At 70.8% G+C, this 12,999-nt stretch carries 15 protein-coding genes; 5 read left to right on the top strand and 10 right to left on the bottom strand.

The annotated features are described in order from the left end of the window. Positions 1-7: 7 nt before the first annotated feature. Positions 8-1,555, bottom strand: coding sequence for an ABC transporter ATP-binding protein (locus D3869_RS12795; RefSeq protein WP_137140344.1), 1,548 nt, complete (start codon positions 1,553-1,555; stop codon positions 8-10). 318 nt (positions 1,556-1,873) lie between these two features. On the opposite strand from D3869_RS12795, the gene D3869_RS12790 reads away from it, so the two are divergent. The 3 genes from D3869_RS12790 (at position 1,874) to D3869_RS12780 (ending at position 4,122) form a co-directional block, all read left to right on the top strand. Beyond that, positions 1,874-2,281 (top strand): GreA/GreB family elongation factor, encoded by a 408-nt coding sequence (locus D3869_RS12790; protein WP_137140343.1) that lies wholly within the window; start codon positions 1,874-1,876, stop codon positions 2,279-2,281. A 169-nt stretch (positions 2,282-2,450) separates the two neighbouring features. Next, on the top strand, positions 2,451-3,356 hold the full coding sequence (locus D3869_RS12785; RefSeq protein ID WP_137140342.1) for a YgfZ/GcvT domain-containing protein: 906 nt from the start codon (positions 2,451-2,453) through the stop codon (positions 3,354-3,356). 160 nt (positions 3,357-3,516) lie between these two features. After that, the gene (locus D3869_RS12780; RefSeq protein ID WP_137140341.1) at positions 3,517-4,122 is read left to right on the top strand and encodes a PRC-barrel domain-containing protein; all 606 of its coding nucleotides are present in this window, start codon (positions 3,517-3,519) and stop codon (positions 4,120-4,122) included. 70 nt (positions 4,123-4,192) lie between these two features. Here D3869_RS12780 and D3869_RS12775 read toward each other — a convergent pair whose 3' ends face one another. The 4 genes from D3869_RS12775 to D3869_RS12760 form a co-directional block, all read right to left on the bottom strand. Further along, positions 4,193-4,606 (bottom strand): COG4315 family predicted lipoprotein, encoded by a 414-nt coding sequence (locus tag D3869_RS12775; RefSeq protein WP_175426459.1) that lies wholly within the window; start codon positions 4,604-4,606, stop codon positions 4,193-4,195. Between the two features lie 101 nt (positions 4,607-4,707). Continuing rightward, positions 4,708-5,406: an ATP12 family chaperone protein gene (locus tag D3869_RS12770; protein ID WP_035672877.1), complete on the bottom strand. Its 699-nt coding sequence runs from the start codon at positions 5,404-5,406 to the stop codon at positions 4,708-4,710. A gap of 21 nt (positions 5,407-5,427) precedes the next feature. After that, positions 5,428-6,123, bottom strand: coding sequence for an HAD-IA family hydrolase (locus D3869_RS12765; protein WP_137140340.1), 696 nt, complete (start codon positions 6,121-6,123; stop codon positions 5,428-5,430). Positions 6,124-6,180: 57 nt separating this feature from the next. Further along, the gene (locus tag D3869_RS12760; protein WP_137140339.1) at positions 6,181-7,416 is read right to left on the bottom strand and encodes a benzoate/H(+) symporter BenE family transporter; all 1,236 of its coding nucleotides are present in this window, start codon (positions 7,414-7,416) and stop codon (positions 6,181-6,183) included. A gap of 83 nt (positions 7,417-7,499) precedes the next feature. Here D3869_RS12760 and D3869_RS12755 point away from each other — a divergent pair, with 83 nt between their 5' ends. Further along, positions 7,500-8,189, top strand: a complete 690-nt coding sequence (locus tag D3869_RS12755; protein WP_137140338.1) for a GntR family transcriptional regulator — start codon at positions 7,500-7,502, stop codon at positions 8,187-8,189. A 10-nt stretch (positions 8,190-8,199) separates the two neighbouring features. On the opposite strand, the gene D3869_RS12750 is transcribed toward D3869_RS12755, so the two are convergent. From D3869_RS12750 to D3869_RS12740, 3 genes are all read right to left on the bottom strand, one after another. Continuing rightward, the gene (locus D3869_RS12750; RefSeq protein WP_137140337.1) at positions 8,200-9,219 is read right to left on the bottom strand and encodes an RluA family pseudouridine synthase; all 1,020 of its coding nucleotides are present in this window, start codon (positions 9,217-9,219) and stop codon (positions 8,200-8,202) included. Beyond that, entirely contained in the window at positions 9,219-9,620 is a 402-nt protein-coding gene (gene crcB / locus D3869_RS12745) for a fluoride efflux transporter CrcB (protein ID WP_038528485.1), read from the bottom strand. The genes D3869_RS12750 and crcB overlap by 1 nt, the downstream gene beginning before the upstream one ends. Before the next feature lie 67 nt (positions 9,621-9,687). Further along, on the bottom strand, positions 9,688-10,599 hold the full coding sequence (locus tag D3869_RS12740) for a hypothetical protein (protein WP_137140336.1): 912 nt from the start codon (positions 10,597-10,599) through the stop codon (positions 9,688-9,690). An 84-nt stretch (positions 10,600-10,683) separates the two neighbouring features. On the opposite strand from D3869_RS12740, the gene D3869_RS12735 reads away from it, so the two are divergent. Next, positions 10,684-11,160 (top strand): hypothetical protein, encoded by a 477-nt coding sequence (locus tag D3869_RS12735; protein ID WP_137140335.1) that lies wholly within the window; start codon positions 10,684-10,686, stop codon positions 11,158-11,160. Between the two features lie 7 nt (positions 11,161-11,167). Here D3869_RS12735 and D3869_RS12730 read toward each other — a convergent pair whose 3' ends face one another. Then, on the bottom strand, positions 11,168-12,505 hold the full coding sequence (locus tag D3869_RS12730; protein WP_137140334.1) for a replication-associated recombination protein A: 1,338 nt from the start codon (positions 12,503-12,505) through the stop codon (positions 11,168-11,170). Between the two features lie 28 nt (positions 12,506-12,533). Continuing rightward, positions 12,534-12,926, bottom strand: coding sequence for a hypothetical protein (locus D3869_RS12725; protein ID WP_137140333.1), 393 nt, complete (start codon positions 12,924-12,926; stop codon positions 12,534-12,536). Positions 12,927-12,999 lie beyond the last annotated feature (73 nt).

Genomic DNA, 12,999 nt, shown 5'->3' with positions numbered 1-12,999 from the left:
GTCGCGTTCAAACTGCACGGTCCACCTCATCCTCGTCGGGCGGGTGGTTGAACAGGCCGCCCATCAGCAGGCCGATCTCCTCCACGCTGGTGTGGTGGGTGGGGCGGCTTTCCGACAAATGGCCGTGGAACAGCACGGCGATGCGGTCGCTCAGCACGAACAGCTCGTCCAGATCCTGGCTGATCACCAGGACGGCGGCGCCGGAGCGCGCGAGGTCGATCAGCGCCCGGTGGATCGCCGCCGCGGCACCCGCGTCCACGCCCCAGGTCGGCTGGCCGACCACCAGCAGGCGCGGCTTCTGCAGGATTTCGCGGCCGATGATGAATTTCTGGAGGTTGCCGCCCGACAGCGACCGCGCCTCCGCCCGGTGGCCGTGGGTGACCACGTTGAAGGCGCCGATGATCCGCTCGGCGTAGGAGCGCGCCCGCCCGAAATGCACCAGCCCGCTGCGCACCAGCGGCTCGCGGGCGTAGCCGGAGAGCAGCGCGTTCTCCGACAGGCTCAGCTCCGGCACGGCGCCGCGGCCCAGCCGCTCCTCCGGCACGAAGGCGAGGCCGAGCAGGCGCCGCTCGCGCGGGCCGAGATGGCCGGCGGGTCGCCCCTCGATGGCGACCGACGCCGGGTCCGGCACCAGAGCCTCGCCGCTCAGCGCGGCCATCAGCTCCGCCTGCCCGTTGCCGGCCACCCCGGCAATGCCGAGGATCTCGCCGGCCCGCACCTCGAAGGACACGTCCTTCAGGTTGGTGGCGAAGGGGTTGTCCGAGGTGGTGGAGAGATGCCGGACCTGCAGCTTCGCCGCCCCGGCCTCGCCCTGCGGCAGCCGTTCCGGGGTCGACAGCTCGGTGCCGATCATCATCTCGGCGAGGCTGCGCGCGGTTTCCTTGCGCGGGTCGCAGCTCCCCACGACGCGCCCGCCGCGCAGCACCGTGGCGGTGTCGCAGAGCGCGCGGATCTCCTCCAGCTTGTGGCTGATGTAGAGGATCGTGCAGCCCTCCGCCGCCAGCCGGCGCAGGGTCTCGAACAGGCGGGTCGCCTCCTGCGGCGTCAGGACCGAGGTCGGCTCGTCCATGATCAGCAGCTTGGGGTCCTGGAGCAGGCAGCGCACGATCTCCACCCGCTGCCGCTCGCCGACCGACAGGTTGTGGACGTGGCGGCGCGGGTCCAGCGACAGGCCGTAGCGTTCCGACACCTCGGCGATGCGCGCCGACAGCGCGTCCATCGGGCCGGGCTGGTCGAGGCCGAGCGAGATGTTCTCGGCAACGGTCAGCGTGTCGAACAGCGAGAAATGCTGGAACACCATGCCGATGCCCAGCCGGCGGGCGCCCGCCGGGTCGGGAATGCGGGTGTCCTGCCCGTTCCACAGGATCCGGCCGGCGTCGGCGTGCAGGACGCCGTAGATGATTTTCACCAGCGTCGACTTGCCGGCGCCGTTCTCGCCCAGCAGCGCGTGGATCTCGCCCGGCCGGAGGACGAGATCGACCTGATCGTTCGCCAAGCAGCCCGGAAAGCGCTTGGTGATGCCGCGCAGTTCGAGCCGGTGCGGAGGGGATGACACGGATGGGGAATCCAAGGAGGCGGACCGGGTAGGGGTGAAGTCGGCAGGGCATTGCCAAAGCCATGCCACTTTCGGAGAGTCTTGCCCGTCAAGGCTGTTCGCCGTCAACAGGGGAAGCGGTTGCCCAGCCTGCGGTCATTCGCCCCGTTTCGGGCGCCTGTCGCAGCCCAACAAAGCGGCAGATGACCCAACAAATCAGCAGTTGCTTCGCACACGGACAGATGCCATGCCGCCGCACGGTTGACAAGAGGCCGCCGTCGTCATCAGCTATGGAAAGGGCCGCCATTTCCGGCGGCCTTTGCTTATGGAGCTTTTGGAATGAACCGCAAGTCGATGCTCGGCGATCCGCCGCCGATCCGAATCACCCCCCATGACCTTGGGCGTCTCGACGTCCTTCTCGCCCATCTCAGCCAGCCCGCCGGCGTCATCGACTTCCTCCAGCGCGAGGTCGACCGCGCCGATGTCGCGGATTCCCCCGACGGCGGCGGCACGCCCTTCGTCCGGCTCGGCAGCCGGGTCACCTTCGCGGACGACCGGGGCACGCGGCACACCGCCACACTCATCACACCGGACGAAGCGGCCCGGCGCCAGGACGGCATCTCGATCCTGACCCCGGTGGGCGCCGCCCTGCTCGGCCTGTCCGAGGGGCAATCCATCGCCTACGGCACGCTCGACGGCCGCACCAAATCGGTGCAGGTCCTGCGGATCGAACCTCCGGCGGCCTGACGGCCCGCCTGAAGGACCGTCTGACGGTCCATCGACCACGGCTTGCACCGTGGCGCGTCCGCGGAAAAGGCGGACGCGCCATGCAAGGGCACAGACCTCGCCACCCTTGCCTCCCCTGCCCCCTTCGCCCAACTATCGGGGACTTGAACGGGACAATCGGAGCACGGGCATGACGGCGGAACAGGCGGGCTACGCGATCCTGGAGGATCGGGGCGTCATCGCGGTCGCGGGCGAGGACCGGGCGGCCTTCCTGCAAGGGCTGGTGTCCAACGACGTCCGCCGCGTCGCAGCGGACCGCGCCGTCTACGCCCTGTTCCTGACCCCCCAGGGCAAGTTCCTGCACGACTTCCGCATCGCCGAATCGGACGGCGCCCTTCTGCTCGACCCCGAGACGGACCGGCGCGAGGAATTCCTGCGCCGCCTGAAGATGTACAAGCTGCGCTCCAAGATCACGCTGGAGGACCGCGCCGGCACCCTGCTGGCCGTCGTCCTGTTCGGCGGCGATACGCTCGCCCGGCTGGGCCTGCCGGAGGAGGCCGGTGCAGCGGTTCCCTTCGCGGGCGGCGTCGCCTTCACCGACCCCCGCCTGCCGGCGCTGGGCGCCCGGGCCTTCCTGCCGCGCGACGGCGCCGCGGCGGCGCTGGAGGCCGCGGGCTTCGCTCCGCGCAGCGCGGAGGACTACGACCGGCTGCGCCTGTCGCTCGGCGTTCCGGAGGGCAGCCGCGACCTCACGCCCGACAAGGCGCTGCCGCTGGAGAACGATCTGGACGACCTCAACGCCATCTCCTGGGACAAGGGCTGCTACATGGGGCAGGAGTTGACCGCCCGCACCAAGTACCGCGCCCTGATCAAGAAGAAGCTGTTCCCGGTGACGCTGAACGGTCCCCTGCCCGCCCCCGGCACGCCTGTGACGCTGGAGGGCAAGGAGGTCGGCGAGATCCGCAGCGGTCAGGGCTCCTCCGCCCTGGCCTTGTTGCGACTGGAAGACCTCACCCGAGCGGGGCAAGACGGACTGGTCTTGACAGCCGGAGAGGCCACAGTCACGCCGACAAAGCCAGTCTGGGCAAGCTTTTGAGTTCTTCGTGACTTTTATTCCCGAAACTTGCACGGACTAGCCGAAAGATTTTTTCGATTTTCCGCGTGACCATTCCCGCCGAGGCCCTGTTGTCGAATTGCCTTACCGAGACAAACCAAGGCACTCGACAGAAACGCCGAAACACGGAGAGGAGTGAGTTATGCGTAGGGAAATCATCGCGGCTGCGTCCGTCCTGGCGCTGATGACCGGCACGGCGATGGCGCAGACCACGTCACCGACCACCGGCAGCCCCACCACCGGCGCCCCGACCGCGACCGAGATGAACAAGAGCGGCAGCACCCCGGGTAGCGCCGCGACCGGCAGCGCCGCGGGCCTGACCGGCGGCCAGATGGCCAGCGCCGAGAACATGATGGGCAAGAACGTCTACGGCTCCGACAACGAGAAGGTCGGCGAGGTCGAGGACGTGATCCTCGACAGCAACGGCCAGGCCCGCCAGCTCGTGATCTCCTCGGGCGGCTTCCTCGGCATCGGCGAGAAGCAGATCGCCGTGGACATCGGCAACGCCACCTGGGACGCCCAGCAGGAGCGCGTCCAGCTTTCGGGCATGACCCGCGACCAGGTGAAGGAGATGGCGGAGTTCGAGTACTCCGACACCACCACCTCGCTGAACCGCAACAAGGACAAGGCCGGCGACACGGTGAACGGCGCGGCGAGCCGCTCCTCCACCGGCACCTCCGGCACCATGACCGCCCCGGGCGGCGCCACCGGCACCCCGCCGGCCGCCCCGTCGGGCACCGGCCAGTAACCACCGGTCCGGACACGAAAAGCCCCCGCGGCCAAGCGCCGCGGGGGCTTTTCCCTGTTCAGGGCTGCCTTTACGGGCGGGCGACGTGCCAGACGTTGTTCACCCCGTCACCGGTGGTGTCGCCCGGCTTGCCGTCCTTCGCCCAGCCGTAGAGCGGCTTGCCCTTGTAGGCCCACTGCATGGTGCCGTCGTCGCGGGTGACGACCGTATAGTCGCCCATCGCCTTGGCGCCCGCCGGGGCCATCAGCGGCGGCCAGTTGGTGGCGCACTGCCCGTTGCAGGCGGACTTGCCGCCCGAATCGCGGTCGAAGACATAGAGCGTCATGCCCTTGCTGTCGGTCAGCACAGGGCCGCCGGCCGACTGGCCGGTCTTGGCGGGCATGGCGCCCTGTGCGAAGGCGGACGGCGCGAAGGCGGACGGCGCCACGAGGCCGAGCGCCAGCGCGATCGCCGCGGCGGCGGTGAAACGGGTGAAGCGGTGCATGGACGGAACCTCCCTGTCGTGATGGGTCGGGCGATCGGACCCGGCCCTCACTGACAGGACGCCCGCCGTGGCGCTTTATTCCGTTGCCATCCGACGGATGATCAGGCCCGCAGCAAATCGACGAAGCGGCGGCAGGCGGCGATGTCCACGCGCAGGGCGGCACGGCGCTTGGTCGTCTCGGGGTCCTCGCCCCAGGCTTCGATCTGGAAGGTCTCGTCGAGCTGCGACACCGCGAAAGCCTCCTCCGCGTCGATGTGCCCCTCGACCAGCGCCAGCGCGACGATCAGCGAGCCGCAGGAGCCGGTCGCGGTCTGGAGCGCCGACAGCGTCCAGTCGTCGTAGGCCTCGACCGCGTTGCGCAGGGCGCGCAGCGCCTCGGGCGGCTGCGGCTTGGGCATCAGCCCGGCGTTGACGTGCAGCGGCGCGTCGTAGCGCAGCGTCGCCCAGTCGAGCAGCGGCTGCCAGCGCTGCGCCTGCAACTCCACCAGATTCCGGGGATGCTCCGCGCGGTAGCAGAGCAGGTCCGTCTCCGCATAGGCGGCCACGCCGTCCACGATGGCGGCGCGGCCCTTGCCGATCAGGTCCACCGCCGTGCTGGCGAGCTGCATCAGCGGCATGCTGTCCGGGGCGATGTCCTCGGGCTGCGCGTCCCATTCGGCGGCGACGGCCTGGGCCAGCGGCCAGCTCGCGAAGACCAGCGGCGCCTTGGCCGGGCTGCGGATCGGGCGGTTGTCCAGGCGCACCTCGAAGCCGCCGCCGGCGGCCTCGTCGACGGAGGCGGTCTTGTAGAAGCGCTTCATCAGGGTCCTTCGAATGCTCTCTTAACGGTGCAACAGGTCCAGCACGGCGCCGGCCACCGCACGCCCGCGATGGACGATGCGGTCGGCCCCGGCGGCCTCCAGCTCGGCCACCGCGTGATAGCCCCAGGAGACGCCGACCGACGCGACCCGCGCGTTGCGGGCCATCTGAATGTCGTAGGTGGTGTCGCCGATCACAACCGTCCGCGCCGCCTCCACCCCGGTTTCGGCCAGGGCGCGGTAGACCATGTCGGGGTGCGGCTTGCCGGGGCCGATGTCGCTGGTCTGGAGCGTGACGAAGCGCTCGGTCAGCCCGTGATGGGCGAGCACGGCGTCCAGCCCGCGCCGCGACTTGCCGGTCGCCACGCCGAGCAGCACGCCCTCCGCCTCCAGCGCGTCCAGCGTGTCGCGCAGGCCGGGGAACAGCGGCTCGTGCAGGTCGCCGCGGTGGCGCAGCGCCGCGAAGGCGTCCTTGTAACTTTCCGCGACGGCCACATGGCGCTCGGTGTCGAGGTTCGGCAGCAGTTGCGACACCGCCTGCACCAGCGGCAGCCCGACCATGCGGCGCACCTCCAGCGGGTCCGGCTCGCCCAGCCCGTGGGCCGCCCAGGCGGTGGTCATGGCGTCGATGATGGCGAACTGGCTGTCCACCAGCGTGCCGTCGCAATCGAACAGGGCCAGCCGCAGGGGACGGGCATTCTCTGAACTGCTCACGGGCATCGCCTCCGGGACGCGGGTCGTACCGGACTTATGCGGGCCGCGTCGGGAAAGCGCAACTCACTTTGCCGGCTGCGACACCGAGGGACGCCAGTAAAGCAGATGGACCGCCCCGCCCAGCAGCAGGCCCCAGAAGGCCGAACCCACCCCGGCGAAGGACAGGCCGGAGGCGGTGACCAGCATGGTGACCAGGGCGGCGGTGCGGTTCGCCTCCACCTGCACCGCGCCCATCAGGGCGGAGCCGAAGGCGCCGACCAGGGCCAGCCCGGCCACCGCCTCGATCAGGATCGGCGGGGAGCGGGTGACCATCACCGCCGTCACCCCGGCCAGCCCTGCGAACAGGATGTAGCCGATGCCGCCGACGAAGGCGGCCTGCCAGCGCCGCGCCGGGTTCGGGTCGGCGTCCGGGCTGGCGCAGAGCGCCGCGGTGATCGCCGCGAGGTTGACGGTCGGCGCACCGCCCAGCGCCGTCAGGGCGGAGGCCGCCCCCGTCGCCAGGAAGATCGGACGGGTCGGCGGCGCGTAGTTGTAGGTCGCCAGCACGGCGAGGCCGGGGATGTTCTGCGACGCCATGGTGACGACGAACAGCGGCAGGGCGATGCCGACCATCGCCTCCCAGGTGAAGACCGGCTGGACGAAGGTCACGCTCGGCCACAGCGCGCCGGACAGCGCCGCCCCGCCGGCCAAACCGCCGGCCAAACCGCCGGAAGAGTCCAGCGCCATCGCCCCCAGCGCGACCGCCACCGCGGCGGGCACGGCGTAGAGCCGCGCCACCCGCCCGACCAGCGCCCAGGTCGCCAGCACCAGCAGCGCCATCCCCGGCGCCTGCGACACCGCCAGGAAGGGGGCGAGGCACAGCTTCAGCAGGATGCCCGCCAGCATGCCGTTGGCCAGCGGCTTGGGGATCGCGGCGATCCAGCGGCCGAGCGGCGCCCACAGCCCGGCCAGGACAATCAGCACCCCGGTCACCACGAAGGCACCCACCGCGGCCGCGAATCCGCCCTCCACCGCCCCGGTGGCGGCCAGCAGGGCCATGCCCGGCGTCGTCCAGGCGATGCTGATCGGCTTGCGCCGGTGCAGGCTGAGCCCCATCGCCGTCACCCCCATGGCGAGGCCGACGAGGACGAGGCCCGACACCACCTGCTCCGTGCCGGCGCCCACGGCGGTCAGGCCATGGATGACCACCGCCACCGAACTGGCGTAGCCGACCAGGGCCGCCAGCAGGCCGGCGCCGACCGCGCGCAGGGAAAGCCCCGTCGAAAGGCCCGTCGCCGGGACGGTGTCGGAAGAGGACATGGCGCGAAACCCTCCATCGGGGATGCGGGACGATGAGAAGGGTGATAGATTGGATCCAATATCCTGGCAAGGGGAGATCACGCATGGCGGTCAACGACGGGCTGTCGCGCCTCGTGGCGCGGGCGCAGCCGCGCCACCGCACCACCACGGAGTTCGTGGAGGCGACGCTGCGCGAGGCGATCCTGAGCGGGGTCATCGCGCCGGGCACGCCCCTGCGGCAGGAGGAGTTGGCAGAAACCTTCGGGGTCAGCCGCATGCCGGTGCGCGAGGCGCTGCGCCAGCTGGAGGCGCGGGCGCTGGCCGAGTTCCACCCACACCGCGGTGCCGTCGTCGCGGAAATCTCGGCGGCGGACGGCGCCGACATCGGGGCGATCCGCATAGCGTTGGAGCCGATGGCGCTGCGCCTGTCGCTGCCCGCCCTGACGGCGGCGGACCTCGATCAGGCGGAGGAACTGATCGCGGAGATGGACGGGGAGGCCGATCCGGGCCGCATGGGGGAGCTGAACCGGCGCTTCCACATGACGCTTTACGCGCGGGCCGGGCGGCCCCGGCTGCTGGCGCTGACGGAGCAGCATTTGCTGGCCGCCGACCGCTATCTGCGTTTCCAGTTCGCGGCGCTGGGCTATCTACCGCGGTCGCAGGACGAGCACCGCGCGCTGCTGGCGGCCTGCCGCGCGGGGGATGCGGACGCGGCCTGCCGGCTGGTCACCGAGCATGTCGGGCAGGCGTCGGAGCAGCTGACGGCGTTTCTGGAGGGCCGCGAGGCGGGGTGAGGCCCCCGCCTTACTCGACCCCCTCGAACGGATCGCCCTTCAGGCTGGCGCTGAAGCCCAGATACTTCCAGGTCGTCAGCATGTGGTCCGGCAGCGGCGCCGTCACGTCGATCATCCGGTTGCCGCCGCGCGGGTGCGGCAGGATCAGCCGCCGGGCGTGCAGGTGCAGCTTCTTCTGGACCTCGGCGCCCGGAAGATAGGCCCCCTGCCCGGCGTACTTGCCGTCGCCCAGGATCGGCGTGCCGATGGCGTTCATGTGGACGCGAAGCTGGTGGGTGCGCCCCGTGCGCGGCCACATGGCGACGAAGGCCGCCTGCTTGCCCAGATTCTCCAGCACCGTGTAGTAGGTGACGGCGCGCTTGCCGTCGTCCTCGTCGCCGGCCACCCGCTCGCCCTGCGGCCCGCCCTCCTTGGCCAGCGCGAGGTCGATCTTGCCCTGGTAGGGCTTCGGCACGCCGACCGTGGCGGCCCAGTAGATCTTGCGCACGTCGCGGCCGCGGAACTGCTCCGTCAGCTTGGACGCCGCGAAGGTGTTGCGCGCCAGCAGCAGGACGCCCGAGGTGTCCTTGTCCAGCCGGTGGACCAGCTTGGGCCGCTCCTTCGCGTCGAAGCGCAGGGCGTCCAGCATGGCGTCGAGATGCTTGGTGGTGTTGGTGCCGCCCTGAACGGCGAGCCCGGCCGGCTTGTTCAGCGCGATGACGTCGCCGTCCTTGAAGAGGACCAGCGCCTGGAGCGCCGCAATGTCCTTGTCGGACATGGCCGGCTTCTTCGGAGCCGGGGCCGGCGCGGCGCCCTCCGGCTTGGCCCAGTCGGCCAGCGGCGGGATGCGGATGGACTGGCCGGCGGCGAGCCGGGTCGAGGTCTCCGCCCGCTTGCCGTCCACGCGGATCTGGCCGGTGCGCAGCAGCTTCTGCAGATAGCCGTGCCCCACGTCGGGGAAATGGCGCTTGAACCAGCGGTCGAGGCGCACATCGGCCTCGTCGGACGTCACGGTCCGGGTTTCAACGCTGGGGGACTTGTTCTCACTCATCAAACGGGCACCGAAACAAGAGAACGCACGACCGCGAGGCCGGCAAAGAAACCCGCGATGGTCAGCACCATCGAGGCCAGGATGTAACCCGCCGCCGCCGGCAGGGCGTTCCGCTCCACCAGCAGCCCGACATCGAGCGTAAAGGAGGAGAAGGTGGTGAATCCCCCCAGCACCCCGACCATCAGCAACGCGCGCAGCTCCGGCGAGGGCGACCACACCAGCGCGGCCAGCTCCGCCAGCGCGCCCATGGTGAAGCAGCCCACGGCGTTCACGATCAGCGTCCCGTAGGGAAACTGCGTGCCCAGCCATTGGCCGACCGCCGTCATCAGCAGATAGCGCGCCATGGAGCCGACGGCGCCACCGACGGCGACCGCGGCGAGCGTGGACGGTGATGCGATCACGAAGCCTCCGGAACGGACGGGACGACGGACATCCCGCGCGGATTAGAGCCAGAATTGCGGCGGCTTGTCACGCGCCGGGCGCAGGAAGCCCCGCATTCCGGTCGCCCACGCCGAAGATCCAGCCCTCCTGCCGCCGCGCCCGCGCGTCCATCGCCGGCGGGCTCCACACCGTCTCCCGCCCGGCCAGCCAGCGCAGCCCCGCCGCGGAGACCAGCGCGTCCGCGTCGTGGTCGGTGAGCGCCCCGGACAGGCCGGCGGGCGGCGCGCCGAGGGCGGCCAGCGCGGCATCAACCGCCGCCCCGTCGCGGATCTTGCGCAGGCCGAAGCCGGCGCGGATGAGGAACAGGCGTGGGTAGATCTCGCAGAAGACCGTGCGGCCCGGCCCCGACGGATCGAAGGGCCACACCGCCACCCGCTCCGGGGCCGCTTGCTTCAGCGCGCGCAGCATGCGCATCCCGGCCAGACCGCCCTTGCCCACCTGCTTGGCGCCGATGAGCTTGTAGGGGCTCTGCGGGCTGCCATAGCCGTCGGCGCGGCACACCCGCTCGGTCAGCCGGTGCGGGTCGCGGTACCAGTCCGGCTGGGTCCCGGCCCGCCAGAAATCGGCGCCATAGTCGGGGTGCGCCGCGAAGCCGCCCCCGGCGAAGTCCGGCTCACCCCCGGCCACCGCCTCCACCCGGTCCCACAGGTCGAAGGCCGTCGCCGCGTCGGGGTCCGGGAAGTAGCGTCCGGCCACGTCGAAGGGCAGCGAGAAGGCGCAGTCGATCCCGACCAGCGCCGGACCGCGCTCCAGCCCATCCAGCAGCCACTCGAACACGGCGGTGCGCGACCATTGCCGCTCCGTGGGCACGACAATCCGGGGCGGCCCCTCCGCACCGCATTCGGCCACGGCGATGCCGGCGTAGCGCTTGCCCGCGGCGCCCGACCAGTCGATGGCGATGAAGCGCCCCAAGTCCGGCATCGCGGCCCTCGTCGTCATTCCGGATCGCCCCAATCCAATTTCACGATGCTGAAAACGGAACGTCCGACAGTCAGCGCAGGATCATTGCACCGGAGTATCCCCATGCCCACCCTCAGCATTGCCGGACTGCTCATCGCCGGCTTGCTCTTGTCCACCGCCCCGGCATGGAGCGCTCCCTGCCTGGAAATCCAAAGCGTCCAGCTTTCCGCCGATCCCGAACGCAACATGGCGGAGGGCGGGCGTCTCGCGCGGCACATCCTGGGCGCGGAGCCACCGCCCAAAGCCGGGCAGAGCGTCGGCACGCCGATGTTCGCCGACCGCCGGTCCTGGGACGCGGCATGGCAGGCCTTGACCAGCCATCCGGGACAACTGCTGTGCGGCGACGAGATCGGCAGCATCCAGTACGGCAAGACGCTGAGCGTTCATGTCCCCTCGATGCGGTGCGAAGAAACCGACGGGGCGGGGCGCTGCGTTCGCGCGCGGCCCTTCACCAGTGAAACCGTGACCTACGTGTTCGAACGGATCGGGCCGCCGGAAGCCCCCGTGTGGATCCTCGGGGTCGCCTATCCGAAGCCGTGAGACGCTCCTACTCCTCGCCCTCGGCCGCCTTGCGGTCGCGCAGGCGCGCCCAGTAGTCCTGGCGCTTCTTGATCTCGCGCTCGAAGCCCCTTTCGACCGGCTGGTAGAAGGCGCGCCGCGCCATCCCCTCCGGGAAGTAGTTCTGGCCGGAGAAGCCGTCCGCCGTGTCGTGGTCGTACTCGTAGCCCTTGCCGTAGCCGATCTGCTTCATCAGCTTGGTCGGGGCGTTCAGGATGTGCTTGGGCGGCATCAGGCTGCCGGTTTCCTTGGCGGCGCGCACCGCGCTCTTGTAGGCGGTGTAGCCGGCGTTCGATTTCGGCGCCGTCCCCAGATAGATGACGAGCTGGGCGATGGCGAGTTCGCCCTCCGGGCTGCCCAGCCGTTCGTAGGCCTCCCAGGCGGCGGTGGCCTGCGCCAGCGCGTTGGGATCGGCCATGCCGATGTCCTCCACCGCGAAGCGAGTCAGCCGGCGGGCGATGTAGCGCGGGTCCTCCCCACCCTCCAGCATCCGGGCGTACCAGTAGAGCGCCGCGTCGGTGTCCGACCCGCGCAACGACTTGTGCAGCGCGCTGATGAGGTTGTAGTGGCCCTCCTGCGCCTTGTCGTAGAGCGGGGCGCGGCGCTGGATGGCGGTGGTGAGCGCGTTGTTGTCGAGAAGCGCGCCGTCCTCCGGCACCGGCAGGGCGAACAGCTCCTCGCAGAGATTCAGGCAGAAGCGCCCGTCGCCGTCGGCCATCGCCTTCAACGCGGCCCGCGCGTCCGGCGTCAGCGGCAGCGGGCGGCCCATCTCCGCCTCCGCCCGCGACAGCAGCTTTTCCAGGGCCGCGTCGTCGAGCCGATTCAGCACGAAGACCTGCGCCCGGGACAGAAGCGCCGCGTTCAGCTCGAAGGACGGATTCTCGGTGGTGGCACCGACCAGCGTGACGGTGCCGTCCTCCACGTAGGGCAGGAAGCCGTCCTGCTGGGAGCGGTTAAAGCGGTGGATCTCGTCGATGAACAGCAGCGTGCCCTGCCCGGCCGCGCGCCGCGCCCGCGCGGCGTCGAACACCTTGCGCAGGTCGGCCACGCCGGAGAAGACCGCCGACAGCGGCTCGAAATGCAGGTCGGTGGATAGGGCGAGCAGGCGCGCGATGGTCGTCTTGCCGCAGCCGGGCGGCCCCCACAGGATCATGGAGGCCAGCCGACGCGCAGCGACCATGCGGCCCAGCGGGCCGTCGGGCTTCAGCAGATGCTCCTGCCCGACGACCTCGCCCAGGCTGCGCGGGCGCAGCCGGTCGGCCAGCGGGCGGGGCGCGCCCGCCTCGAACAGGCCGCCGGTGGCTCCGGAGTCGCCGCGCTTGCTCATCGTTGATCCACCGATCGCACCGGACCGGTCACTGGTTGGTGGGCGCGCCGCAGCGCTGGTAGCACATGCGCAGCGAATGCTGGCAGTTGTCGGTCGGCGAGAAGATGCCGCCACGGTCCGGACGGTCAAGCCCGCTCTGCGTGCGCGCGGCCACCGAGTCCATGCAGGAGTTGTTGCTGCGCTCGCACTGGGCGCGACAGGAATCGTCGCTGCCGACGCCGCCGTCGAGGCGGAGCGACGGGTCCTCGACCCCACGGGCCGGGCGCGGCGTGGATGGCGCGCCGGTGGACGGCGTGGTGGAGGCCGCCGGAGCACCGCCCACGGCGGCGCCGGATGAACGCCCCGGCGCGTCCGCGCAGGCGGCGAGCGCAACCATGGCGAGGGCCAGCACCGGCCCCAGAATGAGTTTCGGACGGAACATCTCGGCTTTGACTCCCATTGTTCTTGCGTGACCCCGGACGTTGGCGGATGGTCCCCCGCATGGACCATGCCGC

Origin of the sequence: Azospirillum brasilense, assembly GCF_005222205.1 — a bacterium.
Lineage (GTDB): Bacteria > Pseudomonadota > Alphaproteobacteria > Azospirillales > Azospirillaceae > Azospirillum > Azospirillum brasilense_G.
The sequence above is the reverse complement of the archived record's forward strand: the minus strand, read 5'-3'. Positions and strand labels throughout refer to the sequence as shown.